We start from the raw sequence: 16,392 nt of genomic DNA, 5'->3' as shown, positions 1-16,392 counted from the left end.
CGGTTTCAGCGCGCGATCACGCGAGCAGCGTGCGCGCGATGATCATGCGTTGTATTTCCGACGTGCCTTCGACGATCTCCAGCACCTTCGCATCGCCGAATGCGCGCGCGACGGGAAACTCGGCCATGACGCCGTAGCCGCCGTGAATCTGCAATGCCTGATGCGCGGCTTTCATCGCGTGCTCGGTGGCGAACAGCTTGGCTTGCGACGCCTGCACATCGAAGGGCGCGCCGGCATCTTTCGACGCGGCGGCGTCGTAGAGCATCAGACGCGCGGCGTGCGCATCGGCCGCCATGTCGGCGATCTTGAATTGCAGCGCCTGGAACTCGGCGATCGCGCGTCCGAACGCGCGGCGCTCCTTCATGTACGCGACCGAGCGATCCAGCGAGCCCTGCAGGATGCCGAGCGCGAGCGCGCCGATCAGAATGCGCCCCGTGCTGATCTGCGCGAGCGTCTGACGCAAGCCCGCGCCGCGTTCGCCCAGCAGTTGATCGGCGGGAATCGCGCATTGCTCGAAGAACAGTTCGTGCGTGATCGATGCGCGCCAGCCGATCTTGCGCAGCTTTCTGCCCTTGCCATAGCCGGGCGTTCCTTGCGGCACGATGAAGTTGGAGATCTCCTTGCGGCCGTCGGGTCGCGTGCCGGTGACAGCCGCGATCACGGTCGGCCCGCCGATCTCCGTACCCGAATTGCTGATGAACGTCTTCGCACCGTCGATGATCCAGCGTTCGCCGTCGAAGACCGCGCGCGTGCCGATATTCGCCGCATCGGAACCGGCGTCGGGCTCGGACAATCCGATCGCGCCGATCTGCGTGCCGTCGAGAATCGGGCGCAAGAAACGCGCTTTCTGCTGCGGCGTGCCGTAGTTGTTCAACAGGCTCGCGATGGTCGAGTTCGCCATGAGCGCATTGGCGACGGCGCAGTCCACGCGCGCGAGTTCTTCGAGCACGATCACGAACGACAGCCAGTCACCGCCACCGCCGCCGAATTCATCGGGATACGGCAAGCCCGTGAAGCCGAGTTCGCCGGCCTGCCGCCAGATCGCGTAGGGAAACGCTTCCTGCTCCCAGAGCGTCTCCGATTGCGGTGCGATTTCCTTCTCGGCGAAACGGCGCACGGCCTCGCGCATCATCGTGTGCTCTTCGCCGAGCCAGTGAGGTTGATTGAAGGTTGTCGTCATGGCGTGACCGGTGCGGTGTCGGCTCGCGCGGCGCGGCGTGCGCGTTTGCGTTCCACGAAGTGGCGCAGGCCCGCGCGCGCGCCTTCGCTCGAAAAATTCACCGCGTATTGCGCGGCCTCGAAGTCGAGTCCGGCGGACAAGGGCATGTCGCTCGCGCGATTCAGCGCGCGCTTCGCCATCTCGGCCGCGAACGGATCGTAGGAGGCGAGGGTGTCGGCCAGCGCGCGCACGGCGTCGAACAGTTTCGCGGGCGCGGCGATTTCGTGGATGAAGCCGAACGCCTCGCATTCGCGCGCGGAAAAGCGCCTGCCGCTCATCACGAAGCGTTTCGCGCACGCGAGCCCCATCTTGGCGACGGCGAGTTGCGTGCCGCCCCAGCCGGGCATGGTGTTCAGGGTGATCTCGGGAAATGCGAAGCTCGCCTCGCTCGATGCCACGATGAAGTCGCACGCGAGCGCCAGTTCGAAGCCGCCGCCGAGCGCGTAGCCGTTGACCATCGCGATGGTCGGCTTCGCGCTTTCATGCAGACGCAACAGCGCGCGCTGTCCGGCCACCATGTCGCGATAAGCAGAGACGCCGTCGAGCGACACGAGCCGCTCGATGTCGTTGCCCGCGGCGAACGCCTTTGCGCCGCTGCCGGTGAGCGCGATCACGCGCGTCGCGTCGTCGGCGAGCGCATCGGCGATTTCGGCTTCGAGCGCCGCGAGCATGTCGGGCGTGAACGCGTTGAGCTTGTCGGCGCGATTGAGCGTCAGGAGGCGCAGCGCGCCATGCTGCGACGCGAGAACGGGAAGCGTGTCGTTCGTCATGGCGTCACAGCACTTTCAGATAGGTCTTGCCCGATGCCACGACCACGCCGTCCTGGCGCGTCACGTCGGCGGCGAAGATGCACACGTTGCGCTCTTCATCCTTTTCTTCGAGCGTGAGACGCGCGCTCACCGTGTCGCCGATGAACACCGGCGCGTTAAAGGTGATGTCGTAGCGATACGATACGGCGCCGGGGCTCGGCGCTTTCGCCGCCATGTATCCCATCACCGTGGAAAGGAAGCCGACCGACAGGCAGCCCTGCGCGATGCGCTTTTCGAAGCGCGTGCCCTTCGCGTATTCCTCGTTGAGATGCACGGCGTAGAAATCGCCGACGATGCCGGCAAAGCCGTAGATATCGTATTCGGAGACGGTCTTGGCGAAATCGGCGGTGTCGCCGATTGCATAGCAATCCATATGAGGGCGTTTGGCCATGTCGATGTTTCTTCTCGGATGAGTTGGGGTTAACGCTGAACGATGCGTGCTGATGTTGCATCGCCGGCTTGGAAGTCACTTTAAAGACGCGTTACAGGCAACCGGTAGGACGGTTCGCGCGATCTTTTGGACTTTTTTGCATCGGACCCGGCGATGCGAAAGGGCAGCGTAAAAAAGTCCAAGAAATTCGACGACTGGTCCTAACGCACCCTCGCCGCGATCACAAATACTTGCGTCAACCCGCCGGCTCCGCATTCGCACCGGGCACTCGCACCGAACGATGCGGCGCACTCGCCGGGCGGTATCCATATCGAGCAAGGAGACAACATGAGTTCGCTTTTCAGAGCGCAGAGCATGCTGCGCATGGCGATGAGCGCGGCGCTCGCCGCGATGTGCGTGGCGGCGTCGTCTGGCGCGAGCGCGCAGGACAAGGTCGTGATGAAGCTCGGTCACACGCTGGCGCCGGACAATCACTATCAGTTGACCGCGCAGGTGTTCGCGAAGGAAGTCGCCGCGCGCACGCACGGTCACATCGAGATTCAACTGTTCCCGCAATCGCAGCTCGGCGGCGAAGTGCAGATGACGCAAGCGCTGCGCACCGGCACGCAGGAGTTGATGATCTCCGCGCAGGCGCCGATCGACAACACGATCAAGCAGTGGCAGATCTTCGATATGCCGTATCTCTTCTCCAGCATGGACGAGGCGAACGGCGTGCTGCAAGGCCCGGTCGGGCGTAAGTATCTCGACATGATGAAGCCGGTTAACATGATCGGCCTGACGTGGCTCGCGGTCGGCGAACGCAACCTGTTCACGACCAAACGTCCGGTCACGTCGCTCGCGGACATGAAGGACCTCAAGGTGCGCGTGATGCAGAGTCCCGGCTATATCGCGGGCTACAAGGCACTCGGCGCGAATCCGACGCCGCTCGCCTACAACCAGTTGTTTCTCGCGCTCTCGCAAGGTCTCGTCGATGGCGCCGATACTTCGCCCGAGCAGTTCGTTCAGGACAAGTTCTCCGACGTCGCCAAGCACTTCTACGTGACGCATGTGAACTATCTGCCGGTCGTGCTGGCGATGAGCAAGAGCGCGTGGGACAAGCTTTCGCCCGCCGATCAGAAGGCGTTCCAGGACTCGGCGAAGATCGCGGCGGACTTCGATCTCAAGGAGTACAAGCGCGAATACGACGCCGCGATCGCCGCGATGAAAGCGAAGGGCATTCAGGTCACGACGGTCGATACCGCGCCGTGGGCGCAAGCGACCAAGACCGCGCGCGACGAACTGATCGGCAAGATTCCGGACGGCCCGGCGCTGTATCAGGAGATCAATTCGGCCAAGCAGGCGCCGGCGGTCGCATCGAAATGACGGATGCGAACGACGGCCACCGCACAACCCAGGCACCACGGGAGGCGACACGCATGGAAAAGCTCGCGCGCGGCTTGATGTTCGTTGACGGCATCGTGCTGAAGATCAATCTGTTCGTCTGTAGCTGCCTTTTGCTCGGGGCGGTGATCGTCGCGGGGCTCGGGGTGATCTTCCGCTTCGTGCTGCACGATTCGCTGTCGTGGTCCGACGAAGTGTCGGCGTATCTGTTCGTGTGGCTGACGTGCCTCGGCGCCGCGGCCGGCGTGAAGCTGCGCGCGCATCCGGAAGTGCGCGTGCTGGCCGATCGCGTGCCGGCTGCGTTCGCGCCGCTGCTCAAGGACTTCACCGACTGCGCGATCCTGGCGCTCGGCGCGGTGTTCGTCTTGTACGGCACGGACATGCTCGCGCTGATGGGCACCGAAACCGCCGCGTCGATTCCGATCTCGATGGTCTATCCGTATCTCTCGATTCCGGTGTGCGGCGCGCTGCTCGCGTTTCATTCGCTGGTGCGGATCGCGGTCTCGCATCTCGCGCCGCAGACGCAGACCGACGCCACGCTCGTCGAGGGCGTGTCCGAACATCTCTAGGAAAAACATCATGTGGGCAATCGCATTTGGAGCAGGGCTGCTCGGGCTCGGCGTGCCGGTGGCCATCTGCATCGGCATTGCGGCGACGCTCGCGCTGTCGATCAACGGCACGTCGCTGCTCGTGATTCCGCAGCAGCTTTTTTCGAACCTCAACAACGTCGGCCTGCTCGCCATTCCGTTCTTCATGCTGACGGGCGCGATCATGGATTCGGGCGGCGTGTCGAAGCGCATCATCGAATTTTCGCAGGCACTGGTGGGCTTCATGCGCGGCGGCATCGGTCAGGTGACGATCGTTGCGAGCATGTTCTTCGCGGACCTTTCCGGCTCGGCGACGGCCGACACGGCAGCCATCGGCTCGGTGATGATTCCCGGCATGGTGAAGAAGGGCTATAACCGCGCGTTCGCGGTGGCGTTGCAATCGGCGGCGGGCTCGCTCGGGCTGCTCTCGCCCGTGTCGATGAGCATGCTCGTCTATGCCTATACGGCCAACGTGTCGGTCGGCACGATGTTCATCGCCGGCATCATTCCGATGCTGCTGGTGGTCGCGTCGTTCATGATCGTCAATTACGTGACCGCGGTGAAGAAGGGCTACAGCGCCGTCGAGCCGTTCGATGGGCGCAAGCTGTGGACGACCTTCCGCGAAGCGTTCTGGGCGCTGCTCACGCCGGTCATCATTCTGGGCGGCATCCTCGGCGGCATCTTCACGCCGGTGGAGGCGGGCGTGGTCGCGGCCGTCTATGTGACGCTGGTGAGCGCGTTTATCTTTCGGACGCTGAAGCTCTCGCATTTCAAGGACATTCTGGTGCGAACTTCAGTGAACACCACGCGTGTCTCGTTCCTGCTCGGGCTCGCGTTCGTGCTTGGGCGCTATCTGATCGAAGCGCAGATTCCGCTGCACGTCGCGAATAGTTTTCTCGCGATCACCACGAGCGCGATCGTGCTGCTGATCCTCATCAACCTGTTTCTCATCGCCGCGCATACCGTGCTGGAAACGATCTCGAGCATTGCCGTCGTGATTCCGGTGTTCCTGCCGCTCGTCGTGCAGATGCACATCGATCCGGTCGTGTTCGGCGTGATCGTGCTGATCAACTCGGCCATCGGCATCAATCTGCCGCCGATAGGTTTCTGTCTCTTCACGGCGGCTTCGATCGGCGGCGTGTCGGTAGAGAAGGCGACACGCGCGATTCTTCCCTTCATCTTCGCGCTGGTGATCGACCTGCTGCTGATCATCTTCTTCCCGCATATCCCGCAGTTTTTGCCGCATTTGCTGGGGGCGAAGTAAGCGAGCATTTGCCCTTCATCGGATAAGAAGGGCGCGAAAGCGCCCTTTTTCACATCATGCGCGCGCGTGGTGCAGGCGACTTCTCGGCACGTGAGACGTTCGAGCCTCCGATCTGTCTTCGCCCAAAGCCGCACATTCACGCCGCTCATCGGGTAAACTCCTCTGGCACTAGTCGTTTTCCTGAATAAAGCACTCACGTGCAGTTATAGGGACGAAACTTCATGTCAGAACCGCCGAAAATCAGTGTGCTGGTGCCCGTGTACAAAGTCGAGCCGTATATCGAAGAATGCCTCGACTCACTACTGTCGCAGACTTCCACCGATTTCGAAATCATCGCCGTCGACGACAGCAGTCCTGACCGCTCCGGGGAAATGACCTTACGCATCCTCGAACAGCAAAGCAGAATTCGCTGGAAGTTCATCAAAAACGCTGAAAACAAGGGGCTCGCAGAGACTCGCAGGATTGCGGCACTCGCCGCGAGCGGCGAATATGTGCTCTGCGTGGACAGCGATGACCACGTTCATCACGATCTCATACGCCGGGTCGCCGAAGAAGCGGAGAAGCTCAATGCGGACATCGTAATTTTTGCCGCCGAGAATATTAGCCCGGACGGCAAGATCAATTATCGCGTCGAAGCCGGCGATACCGTCATGAGCGGTGTTGAAGCCGTAGAGAAAATTCTCGACTTGACGTTGCAGGCGTATTGCTTCAACAAGTTAGTACGCCGCTCGATCTTCCTCGCGATCGAGCATCCGACGGGGCTGATCTACGAGGATATTTGTGTTTCGGTCCAGACGCTCGGTAAAGCCAGCGTCGTTCGTCTCATGCCTGATACCTTGTATTCGTACATGTATCGCGAATCGGGCATCTCGACACGATTCAATCCGAAGATCATTGACATCTTTGCGATCATGGATCGGGTAGAGAAGAGCACGGCGTCCATGCCGATAAGAAATTACCGGAAGCTTTTCTTCAGGCTGAAATATGTCTATGGCTTTCGGACCATCGCGTTTCAGGCAGCGATCAAGGCGCCGACGTATCGGTCAGCCGAGCCTATTCTGGATAGCGTCGCGCAGAGGCTTCGTCTCAGGCACTTGCTCGGCATGGTTTCGGACCATCGGCCGAAGCTGTCGCTGGTCATGGCGATGCTGAAGATTCATCCGTGGATCTTCTATCGTTTCGTGCGACGATTCGGGCACTAGGCGGCGGATCGATCTCGCAGGGCCGTGCGAGCGTCGCTGCTCATCCCGGTTTTCTTCATGGCGCCTCGGCGGTGTGTGCGGCAGCTTTCGTCTGCCGCCTTTCTAACTGACTTTACATAAGCTTTATTATCAGAGTTTTAAGTGTAGGTCCCAAGTTCAAATGTCGTCCTTGAGCAAAGTACATATGCCACACCTGCAGCGTTTCGAGTTCAAGTTGATCTGTCTTCACCCTATACGCAAGGATGACCTGACTGTATCCACGACTGATGGCGTCGAGCGCGTTGCGAACGTATCGTGAGTCCATCGCGCGGCAGGAGCGCGCCTGAATTTCAGCCCGGAGACAAAGCCGACATGGACAAGCTCTTCAGCATGCGTGTGTTCTCGCGCGTCGCCGAGACCGGCAGTTTCAGCGGCGTCGCGAAAAGCATGGATTGCAGCGTCGGAATCGTCTCACGCGCGGTCGTTTCGCTCGAAGACAGCTTGCGCACGCGGCTCTTGCAGCGCACCACCCGCCGCGTGTCCCTCACCGATAGCGGCGAACGTTACTACCAGAAGTGCAAGGAGATCCTCGCTCAGATCGACAGCGCCGAAGCCGAGGCAAGCGACGCCGCCACCGTCCCGCGTGGACGCCTGCGCGTGCATGCTTCGCCGGACCTGGGTCTCGCGCAGTTGATGTCGGCCGTGGTGGAATACCGGCGCGCGCATCCGCAGGTGAGTGTCGATCTGAAGTTGCTGCCGGGCATCCCGGATCTCGTGCACCAACAGTTCGACGTCTCGGTGCTGGCGGCGGCGGCGCTCCCCGATTCGGGCAACGCGTACAGGATCGTCGGGCGCTTCGAGCGTGTGCTCGTCGCCGCGCCCGGCTATCTCAGGCGTCACGCGGTGGAATCCCTCGGCGATTTGTCGACGCACGCGCGCACGCGCATCAGCGCGCCTTTCGGACACCCGTGCGACTGGCACTCGGAATTCGCCACGGACTCAGGCAGCAGAGCCGAACAACTGCCAGTGCGAGCGCGGCAACACGCGACCACGCCCGAACGCGAGCCGAATGCCGCGAAGCTCGCGGCGAAGCGCGCGACGCCTGAGGACCGCATCGCGTTGCGTCGCGCATTCAAGGCGATGGAGCGCGCCGTTGCAGGACAAGGCGAATACGTGCCGGCGGACCTCGCGTTCCACGGTGCGATTCTCACGGCATGCCACAACCAGTTTGTTCAGCAGATGCAAAACGCGCTCTCCGCAATTCTGCGCACGAGCTTTGAGTTGAGCTCGGAGATCGAGGGCGGCCCCGCCCGCTCGCTGCCGATGCACGAAGCGTTGTGCATCGCGATCGAACAAGGCGACGCACATGCGGCGGAGCAAGCCGTGCTCACGCTGATCGAACGCGCGGAAAAGGACTTCGACGATCGCGCGGCGCTTGCCCGCACCGTGAACGACACGCCTTCATAGCAATACATCATCGTTTGGCAACCAGGAACGCAGCCTCGCCAAAGAGGCTGCGCGGACGCGCTCGCGTCGACGTTTCGACCGCATCACATAAGGAACACGCATGAACAAGTTGTTCGATCTCAATGGCCGAACGGCCCTCGTCACGGGTTCGGCACGCGGCATTGGCTACGCGCTCGTGGAAGGACTGGCGAGGGCGGGTGCGCGCGTTATCGTCAACGGCACGAAAGCCGAAACCGTCGATGCCGCTGTCGGCCGTCTGCAGGCACAAGGCTTCGACGCACGCGGCCGCGCATTCGACGTCACCGATGAAGCGTCGGTTGCCGCTGCGTTCGCCGCGTGGGATGCGGAGGGCATCGAAGTGGATATCGTCGTGAATAACGCGGGCATTCAGTTCCGCAAGCCGATGATCGAGCTCGCGCTCGCCGACTGGCAACGCGTGATCGATACCAATCTGACGAGCGCATTCATCGTCGCGAAGGAAGCCGCGCGTCGCATGATCGAGCGCAAGCGCGGCGGCAAGATCATCAACATCGGTTCGCTTACGAGCGAAGGCGCGCGCGCGACCGTTGCGCCTTACACGGCCGCAAAAGGCGGCATCAAGATGCTCACGCGCGCCATGAGCGCCGAATGGGCGTCATTCGATATTCAGGCGAACGCGATCGGCCCCGGCTACATCCTGACGGACATGAACCAGGCGCTCGTGGATAACGCGGACTTCGACAAGTGGGTCAAGAACAGCAATCCGTCGCAACGCTGGGGCAAACCGGAAGAGCTCGTCGGTACGGCGGTGTACCTCGCGTCGGCTGCATCGAGCTATGTGAACGGGCAAATCATTTACGTCGATGGCGGCTGGCTCGCCGTACTCTGACATCGGAGACATCATGGACAACATCAAAACGGTCGCACCGCAAAGATGGTGGCATCTCATGCCGATCATCTTCATCACGTACAGCCTCGCTTATCTGGATCGCGCGAACTACGGCTTTGCGGCGGCCGCGGGCATCGACAAGGATCTGGGCATCACGTCGGCGACCTCGTCGCTGATCGGCTCGCTGTTCTTCCTCGGATACTGCCTGTTTCAAGTGCCCGGCGCGATCTACGCACAGAAGAACAGCGTCAAGAAGCTGATCTTCGCGAGCCTCATCTTGTGGGGCCTATGCGCCGCCGCGACCGGCATGGTGAGCAACATTCCGACGTTGATGGCGCTGCGCTTCATCCTCGGCATCGTCGAAGCGGCGGTGATGCCGTCCATGCTCATGTACATCAGCCGATGGTTCACGCGCACGGAACGCTCACGCGCGAATACGTTCCTCATTCTCGGCAATCCGGTCACGGTGTTGTGGATGTCGATCGTGTCGGGCTATCTCATTCGCAACTTCGGCTGGCGCGAAATGTTCGTGATCGAAGGCGTGCCCGCGATTCTGTGGGCCATCGTGTGGTGGTTCACGGTAAAGGATCGTCCCGCCGATGCCCCTTGGATGAGCGACAAGGAGAAAGCCGATTTCGATGCCATCCTCAAGTCCGAGCAGGCGCATATCGCGCCGGTGCGGGACTACAAGGCGGCGTTCCGTTCGTCCATCGTGCTCAAGTGCTGCGCCATTCACGCGTTGTGGAGTATCGGCGTGTACGGCTTCATCATGTGGCTGCCGTCGATTCTGAAGTCGGCGTCGAAAACGATCGATATCGTCTCGGTCGGCTGGCTCTCCGCCGTGCCGTATCTCGCGGCCATCGTTTTGATGCTGCTCGCATCGTATCTGTCCGATAAAACGCGCAATCGAAAGCTCTTCGTGTGGCCGTTATTGTTGATCGGCACGGTCGCGTTCGTGGGTTCGTATCTCGTCGGCACGTCGAATTTCTGGCTGTCGTTCACGTTGCTCGTGATCGCGGGCGCCACGATGTACGCGCCTTACGGACCGTTCTTCGCGCTCGTCCCCGAGCTGATTCCGAGCAATGTGCTCGGCGGCGCGATCGGTCTCATCAACGCGTGCGGTGCGCTCGGCGCCTTCCTCGGCGCGTGGCTCGTCGGCTATCTGAACGGTGCGACGGGCAGTCCTTCCGCATCGTATGTGTTCATGGCCGCGGCGCTGCTCGCGTCGGTCGTCCTCATGATGCTGGTGCCCGCGCAGACCGGCCAGCGCTCGACACCCAAGGGAGGCACGGGCAGCAAGTCCGATTCCGTGACTTCGCTTCTCGTGAAATAACTCATGGCAACGCTCATCACCGACGTCAAGGTCATCCTGACCGCGCCTGAAGGCATCAATCTCATCGTCGTCAGGGTCGAGACGAATCAGCCCGGCTTGTATGGGCTCGGCTGCGCGACCTTCGCGTACCGGCATCTCGCGGTCAAGTGCCTGATCGAAGAATACATGCGGCCCTTGCTGATCGGGCGCGATGCCGAGGCGATCGAAGAGCTCTGGCAATTGATGCATCAGAACGCGTACTGGCGCAATGGACCGATCGAAAACAACGCGATCTCGGGCATCGATATGGCGTTGTGGGACATCAAGGGCAAGCAGGCGAACATGCCGCTGTATCAGTTGTTCGGCGGCAAGGTGCGCGAAGGCGTGCCGATCTATCGTCATGCGGATGGCCGCGATCTCAACGAACTCTGCGACAACATTCAGCGATATCGCGAGCAGGGCATCACGCATGTTCGCTGTCAAAGCGGCGGATACGGCGGCGGCGCATTCGGCCGCGCGCCATCGAATGCGCCGGAAGGCGCTGCGGACGGCATTTACCTCGACAGCCGCAAGTACATTCGCGACACGCTCAAGCTGTTCGATGGCATCCGCAGCAAGATCGGCTTCGATGTCGCGTTGTGCCACGACGTGCATGAGCGTCTGAAGCCGGTGGAGGCGATTCGCTTCGCGCGCGAGCTCGAGCCTTTCGAGTTGTTCTTTCTCGAAGATGCGATCGCGCTCGAAGAAGGCGAATGGATGCGCCAGTTGCGCGAGAAAACCACGACGCCGCTGGCGCAAGGCGAGCTATTCAACAATCCGTATGAATGGCGCTTTCTGATTACGGAGCGGTTGATCGACTTCATTCGCGTGCATCTGAGTCAGATCGGCGGCATCACCGCGGCGCGAAAACTGCAGATCTTCGCCGAGCAATTCGGCGTGCGGACAGCCTGGCATGGTCCGGGCGACATGTCGCCGCTCGCGCACGCAGCGAACATTCATATCGACCTTGCGTCGCGTAATTTCGGCGTGCAGGAATGGTCGGGCACCGAGCCGCCGAACTTCGTGATTCAGGAACTGAAAGGTCCGCGTGAGGCACTGCTCGATGTGTTCCCGGGACTTCCTCAGTTTCGCAACGGCTTCGTTCATGCCAACGAAAAGCCGGGCTTGGGCGTCGATCTCGATGAGCGTGAAGCGGCGAAGTATCCGTGCGAGCGTAACGTCACGCTATGGACGCAGACGCGCTTGATGGACGGCGGGTTGCAGACACCCTGACGGCTGCGCTCGATTGACTTCCTGCCGGCTCCATGGCTATTCTCGCGTCATGAAAACGTCGCGGCGCGAGCGATCGCGTCCCCGGAGATTCACTTGCGCTTCGACCTCCAATCGCTGAAGCTTTTCGTCGCCGTCTGCGAACACGGCAGCATCGCGCGGGCTGCGGAATTCGAGAACATCGCGGCTTCGGCGCTCAGCAAGCGCATGTCGCAGCTCGAAGACATCCTCAAGACGGCGTTGTTCGTGCGTAGCAACAAGGGGCTGGAATTGACCGTCGCGGCGGCAGCACTGCTGCAACACGCACGGACGCTGCTGCGCGACATCCAGCAGATGGAAAGCGAATTGCTCGACCACGCGGAAGGCGTTCGCGGTCAGATCCGGCTACACGCCAGCCTCTCCACCATCGTCCAGTACATCGCCAAGGATATCCGCGATTTCCTGGATCTCCATCCAGCTTTGCGCATCGACCTTCAGGAGAGCCTGAGCCCTGCTGTCGTGCGCGCCGTTTCCGAAAACACTGCCGATATCGGCGTATTCGGCGGCACCACGGTAACTGCCGGCCTGCAGGTCTATCCGTACCGAAGCGACCGCCTCGTGGTCATCATGCCGCCCGATCATCCGCTGGGCCGTGCCGGCCGTCTCAAGTTTCGCGAGGTGGCGCGATATCCGCTCGTGGGGCCTCAGGAAGGAAGCTATCTGAATTCGCTGGTGTTGCGCGCGGCGGCAGACCTCGACCATCCGCTCAAGCTGTCTATCCGGGTCAATGGCTTCGAGCCGGTGCGCAGCATGGTCGAAGCGCGCCTTGGCGTGGGACTCGTGCCCGAGCATCACGCCGAGCGCTACGTCAGCTCGGCGCCGCTGGTTGCTGTCCTGCTGGACGAACCGTGGGCCGAGCGGCACTGGAAAATCTGCGTGCGTGAGGCGGAGTCTCTTCCCGCACCCGTCCAGCTCTTCCTCAAACACCTGCTCGCAAGCGCGCAGCAGCAGCCCGGCAATCACGAATAAGCTAGCCTCAATCCGGGTTCCGGCCACGACAGCACACCCAGACGCCCGGTGCCGGACATCGTGACATACGCTGTCTTCATGTCGGCGCCTCCGAAGCAGATGTTCGTCACCATGCCGTCGGGGACCATGACTTGCCGCATCACCTCGCCGGTCGGCGCGACCACGGTGATGCAACCCGTGACGAGCGTCGCTACGCAAATGTTTCCTGCCGCGTCCACGGCCAGGCTGTCGAATCGCTGGTAGCCCGGAAGCCCGCACACGAGACGTCCGCCGTGCGGCGATGGATACGGATGCTTGCGCGCCCGGCCGGGTTCCTCCAGGTCGAACGCCCATAAGCGCGCCGTTTCTGTTTCGGCGACGTAGACCACGCGATCGTCGGGCGACAGACCGACGCCGTTCGCGGTAGTAAGCGGATACGCGACTTCGACGATCATCGACCCGTCGGCTCGCGCGTAATAAAGACCCGCGTGATCGCGATCGCGCAGCCGGTTCTTGCCGAAATCAGTGAAGTAAAAGCCGCCTTCGTGGTCGAACACGATGTCGTTCGGCCCGCACAGCGGATGATCGCCGCAGCGCTCGTAGAGCGTCGTCAGCGTGCCCGTGCGCGGGTCGAACCGTTCGATCCGCCCACTCGTATAGCCTGGATGGATACCCGGCCGAGTGCGATTGAGCCCGGCAACGGTACGGAACAGGAATCCCCCGTTGTTGCAGATGTAGAAAGCGCCGTCCGGACCCACAGCGAGACCGTTCGGCCCTCCGCCTGTTTCCGCAACGACGCTCACGCTGCCGTCGACGGATACGCGGCTGATCGTCTCGCGCTCGATTTCGACCAGCACGACCGAGCCATCGGCCATCGCCACCGGTCCCTCGGGGAACATCAGGCCCTCCGCCAGGATGCGGATGTCGCTCTCCATGTCTGGTCTCCTCGGTTCAACGCTTGTCCGCATTCTCGACGAAACGGTTGTCGTATGTGGTCTTCAGGTCGATCGATGCTTTGCCGATTTCGGGATCGAATGCGGTCAGGACATCGTGTACGGTATGCGCGGCGGCGTCCGTCATCAGGCCGTCGCGCGAAATGCAGCTTCGCATGTTGGCGTACGCACGAGCGAAGACATCCTTTTCGGCCAGCGCATATTGCTGCGGCACGGCGGCGGCGACCTGTTCGGGCGTTGCATGCGCCATCCAGCGCTCGGCCTCGACGATCGCATTCGTCACCGCTTGCACGGTATTCGGATACTTGACGAGAAAATCTCTCGTCGTGTACATGGCCGCTTCCGGATAGTCGCCGCCCAGTGTCGCGCGCGTGCCGGCCGGGTCTCGCATCACGGCCAACGGAAACAGATCGCCGCTGCCCTGCAGAACGGTGGCGACCGGGTCGTTGCTCATCAACGCGTCGATCTGACCGCTGCGCGCCGCAGCGATCGCTCCGGCAGATGAACCCACGCCGATGATCGACACGTCGCCGGGCTTCAAGCCGGACTTGCTCAGCAGATAGTTCACGCCCATATGAAAGCTCGATCCGGGCGAACTCACGCCGATACGCATGCCTTTCAGGTCCGCATAAGTCTTGACCTTGTCGTGGCTCGCGCGCGTCGCACCGAACACCCATCCGGGGCACGAGGCCAGCGTCACGAACGAGACCAGCTTCTGCCCCTTGGCGGCCATGGTTATCGTATTGGAGTAGGCGCCTGCCACGATGTCGGCACTTCCGCCCATCATCGCCTGCAGAGCCTTGGCGCCTCCGCTGAACACGCCGATTTCGACATCCAGCCCGGCCCGTTTGAAGTAGCCCCGGCTGTCCGCAATGACGAACGGCAGGTAAGGAAAGCCGACGCCCGCCGCCGCCAGATGCAGCTTCGGCTTCTCCGGCACAGGCGCGCCGCTCGCGGCCGATGCAGTCGAGACGGCAGCGAAGATTGCCAATGCAATGGAAACCTGACGCCAAAGCGCTGTCACGATAGTTTGTCTCCGTCGAATATTTCTCGCGCGACCGTGCCGCGAAGCGTTCAACCCTGCACGACGTTCTGGCGCTGCTGCCCGAGGCCCTCGATGCCCAGCGTCACGATATCGCCCGCTTTCAGATAGACCGGAGGCTTCTGCCCCAGGCCGACTCCGGGCGGCGTGCCCGTGGAAATAATGTCGCCCGGCTGCAATGACATGAACTGCGACAGGTATGAAACCAGATATCGCACGCCATACACCATGGTGACCGTACTGCCGTTCTGATAGCGATGTCCGTTGACTTCCAGCCACATCGGCAGCGTCTGCGGGTCGGGAATTTCGTCCGCGGTGACGAGCCAGGGCCCGGTCGGACCGAACGTATCCGCCGACTTGCCCTTGGTCCATTGGCCCTGACGCTCCGCCTGAAACGCGCGCTCGGACACATCGTTGATGACGCAATAGCCCGCGACATGGTTCATCGCATCGGCCTCGCCGACATACTTGGCCGTCGTGCCGATGACCACGCCCAACTCGACTTCCCAGTCGGTCTTGAGCGAGTCGCGCGGAATCTCGATCGAGTCGTTCGGACCGACGATCGCACTCGTGGCCTTCATGAAGATGATCGGCTCCGGCGGCACCGTGGCGCCGGTTTCCGCTGCGTGGTCGGAATAATTCAGGCCGATGCAGATGAACTTGCGCGTGCCGCCCACGCAGGGGCCCAGACGCGGATTGCCTTCCACGCGCGGCAACGACGCAATGTCCAGCGCTTTCAGGCGTGCGAGGCTATCCGGCAGCAGAGCGTCGCCGGCGATATCGGCAACATGGTTCGACAGGTCACGGATATGTCCATCGGCATCGAGAAGGCCCGGCTTCTCTTCGCCCGGTGAACCGTAGCGCAACAGCTTCATATGTATGCTCGCTTCAGTAGGTGGCGCGACCGCCGGACAGATCGAAAACCGCTCCGGTGGTGAAGGAATTTTCTTCGCTGACGAGCCACGCGATCATCGCCGCGGCTTCATTCAGTTCGAGGAAACGGCCCCGCGGAATCTTGCCCAGCATGTACTCGATATGCTCGGGCGCCTGCTCCATCGCGCCGGGCGTGCGCGCAACGGCCGGTGTCACGCAATTGACCGCGATGTCGTGACGTGCCAGCTCCTTTCCCAGCGACTTCGTCATTGCGATGACCGCGGCCTTCGCCGAGCTGTAGGCCGCCGCATTCGGATTGCCTTCCTTGCCGGCGACCGAAGCGAGATTGACGATACGGCCGTAGTTCTGACGGACCATTTCCGGGACCACCGCACGGCAGCAATGGAACGTGCCGTTCACGTCGATCTCCATGACCTGCTTCCAGATATCGATCGGATAGTCGATCAGAGGCGCATTCGGGCCGACGATCGCCGCGTTGTTGACGAGGATATCGATACGTCCCATCGATTCCAGCGTCGCCGCGACAGCCGCTTGCACGCTCGCGTAATCGGCAATGTCGACGCGCTCGAAGTGAACGTCGTGCCGGCGCAGTTGAGTACGGGCCTGCTCGATGCCAGCAGGATTCACGTCCCAGACCACGAGTCGCGCACCGGACTCGAGCAGCCGGCGGCCGACTTCGAGACCGATGCCTTGGGCGCCGCCCGTCACGACAGCGACGCGGTCCGCCAGATTGATTGTGTTCGTCTGCAATTTAGTCCCTTCAGGTTGG

At 61.9% G+C, this 16,392-nt stretch carries 16 protein-coding genes; 9 read left to right on the top strand and 7 right to left on the bottom strand.

Annotated elements, in window-relative coordinates:
- Positions 1-16: 16 nt before the first annotated feature.
- The 3 genes from LDZ23_RS26415 to LDZ23_RS26405 are packed head-to-tail and all read right to left on the bottom strand — an operon-like array spanning position 17 to position 2,419.
- Entirely contained in the window at positions 17-1,180 is a 1,164-nt protein-coding gene (locus LDZ23_RS26415; RefSeq protein ID WP_008346648.1) for an acyl-CoA dehydrogenase family protein, read from the bottom strand.
- Entirely contained in the window at positions 1,177-1,989 is an 813-nt protein-coding gene (locus LDZ23_RS26410) for an enoyl-CoA hydratase/isomerase family protein (RefSeq protein ID WP_008346647.1), read from the bottom strand. The genes LDZ23_RS26415 and LDZ23_RS26410 overlap by 4 nt, the downstream gene beginning before the upstream one ends.
- Before the next feature lie 4 nt (positions 1,990-1,993).
- Complete coding sequence (locus LDZ23_RS26405) at positions 1,994-2,419, bottom strand: MaoC family dehydratase (protein ID WP_033535795.1); 426 nt, start codon at positions 2,417-2,419, stop codon at positions 1,994-1,996.
- 327 nt (positions 2,420-2,746) lie between these two features.
- Between LDZ23_RS26405 and LDZ23_RS26400 the strand changes: the two genes are divergently transcribed.
- The 9 genes from LDZ23_RS26400 to LDZ23_RS26360 all read left to right on the top strand — a co-directional run bounded on the left by LDZ23_RS26400 (position 2,747) and on the right by LDZ23_RS26360 (position 12,755).
- Complete coding sequence (locus LDZ23_RS26400; RefSeq protein ID WP_008346643.1) at positions 2,747-3,781, top strand: TRAP transporter substrate-binding protein; 1,035 nt, start codon at positions 2,747-2,749, stop codon at positions 3,779-3,781.
- A gap of 53 nt (positions 3,782-3,834) precedes the next feature.
- On the top strand, positions 3,835-4,368 hold the full coding sequence (locus tag LDZ23_RS26395; RefSeq protein ID WP_008346641.1) for a TRAP transporter small permease: 534 nt from the start codon (positions 3,835-3,837) through the stop codon (positions 4,366-4,368).
- Between the two features lie 10 nt (positions 4,369-4,378).
- Positions 4,379-5,650, top strand: a complete 1,272-nt coding sequence (locus tag LDZ23_RS26390; RefSeq protein ID WP_008346639.1) for a TRAP transporter large permease — start codon at positions 4,379-4,381, stop codon at positions 5,648-5,650.
- Positions 5,651-5,871: 221 nt separating this feature from the next.
- Entirely contained in the window at positions 5,872-6,852 is a 981-nt protein-coding gene (locus tag LDZ23_RS26385; protein ID WP_008346637.1) for a glycosyltransferase family 2 protein, read from the top strand.
- Between the two features lie 351 nt (positions 6,853-7,203).
- Complete coding sequence (locus tag LDZ23_RS26380; protein WP_008346635.1) at positions 7,204-8,298, top strand: FCD domain-containing protein; 1,095 nt, start codon at positions 7,204-7,206, stop codon at positions 8,296-8,298.
- A 100-nt stretch (positions 8,299-8,398) separates the two neighbouring features.
- Positions 8,399-9,166: an SDR family oxidoreductase gene (locus tag LDZ23_RS26375; protein WP_008346633.1), complete on the top strand. Its 768-nt coding sequence runs from the start codon at positions 8,399-8,401 to the stop codon at positions 9,164-9,166.
- 13 nt (positions 9,167-9,179) lie between these two features.
- Complete coding sequence (locus LDZ23_RS26370; RefSeq protein WP_008346630.1) at positions 9,180-10,499, top strand: MFS transporter; 1,320 nt, start codon at positions 9,180-9,182, stop codon at positions 10,497-10,499.
- A 3-nt stretch (positions 10,500-10,502) separates the two neighbouring features.
- Entirely contained in the window at positions 10,503-11,750 is a 1,248-nt protein-coding gene (locus tag LDZ23_RS26365) for an enolase C-terminal domain-like protein (protein ID WP_008346627.1), read from the top strand.
- A gap of 93 nt (positions 11,751-11,843) precedes the next feature.
- Positions 11,844-12,755, top strand: a complete 912-nt coding sequence (locus tag LDZ23_RS26360; protein WP_008346626.1) for a LysR family transcriptional regulator — start codon at positions 11,844-11,846, stop codon at positions 12,753-12,755.
- Here LDZ23_RS26360 and LDZ23_RS26355 read toward each other — a convergent pair.
- Genes LDZ23_RS26355 through LDZ23_RS26340 form a run of 4 tightly spaced genes read right to left on the bottom strand, consistent with a single transcriptional unit; the run spans position 12,746 to position 16,373 of the window.
- Entirely contained in the window at positions 12,746-13,669 is a 924-nt protein-coding gene (locus tag LDZ23_RS26355; protein WP_008346624.1) for an SMP-30/gluconolactonase/LRE family protein, read from the bottom strand. The genes LDZ23_RS26360 and LDZ23_RS26355 overlap by 10 nt on opposite strands.
- Positions 13,670-13,685: 16 nt before the next feature.
- Positions 13,686-14,711, bottom strand: a complete 1,026-nt coding sequence (locus LDZ23_RS26350) for an ABC transporter substrate-binding protein (protein WP_008346622.1) — start codon at positions 14,709-14,711, stop codon at positions 13,686-13,688.
- Between the two features lie 50 nt (positions 14,712-14,761).
- Positions 14,762-15,604, bottom strand: a complete 843-nt coding sequence (locus LDZ23_RS26345) for a fumarylacetoacetate hydrolase family protein (RefSeq protein WP_008346620.1) — start codon at positions 15,602-15,604, stop codon at positions 14,762-14,764.
- Between the two features lie 13 nt (positions 15,605-15,617).
- Complete coding sequence (locus LDZ23_RS26340) at positions 15,618-16,373, bottom strand: SDR family NAD(P)-dependent oxidoreductase (protein ID WP_008346617.1); 756 nt, start codon at positions 16,371-16,373, stop codon at positions 15,618-15,620.
- Positions 16,374-16,392: the final 19 nt, after the last annotated feature.

Source organism: Caballeronia zhejiangensis, assembly GCF_022879815.1.
Classification (GTDB): domain Bacteria; phylum Pseudomonadota; class Gammaproteobacteria; order Burkholderiales; family Burkholderiaceae; genus Caballeronia; species Caballeronia zhejiangensis.
Note: the sequence above shows the minus strand (reverse complement) of the source record. Positions and strands in the feature narration are given on the sequence as shown.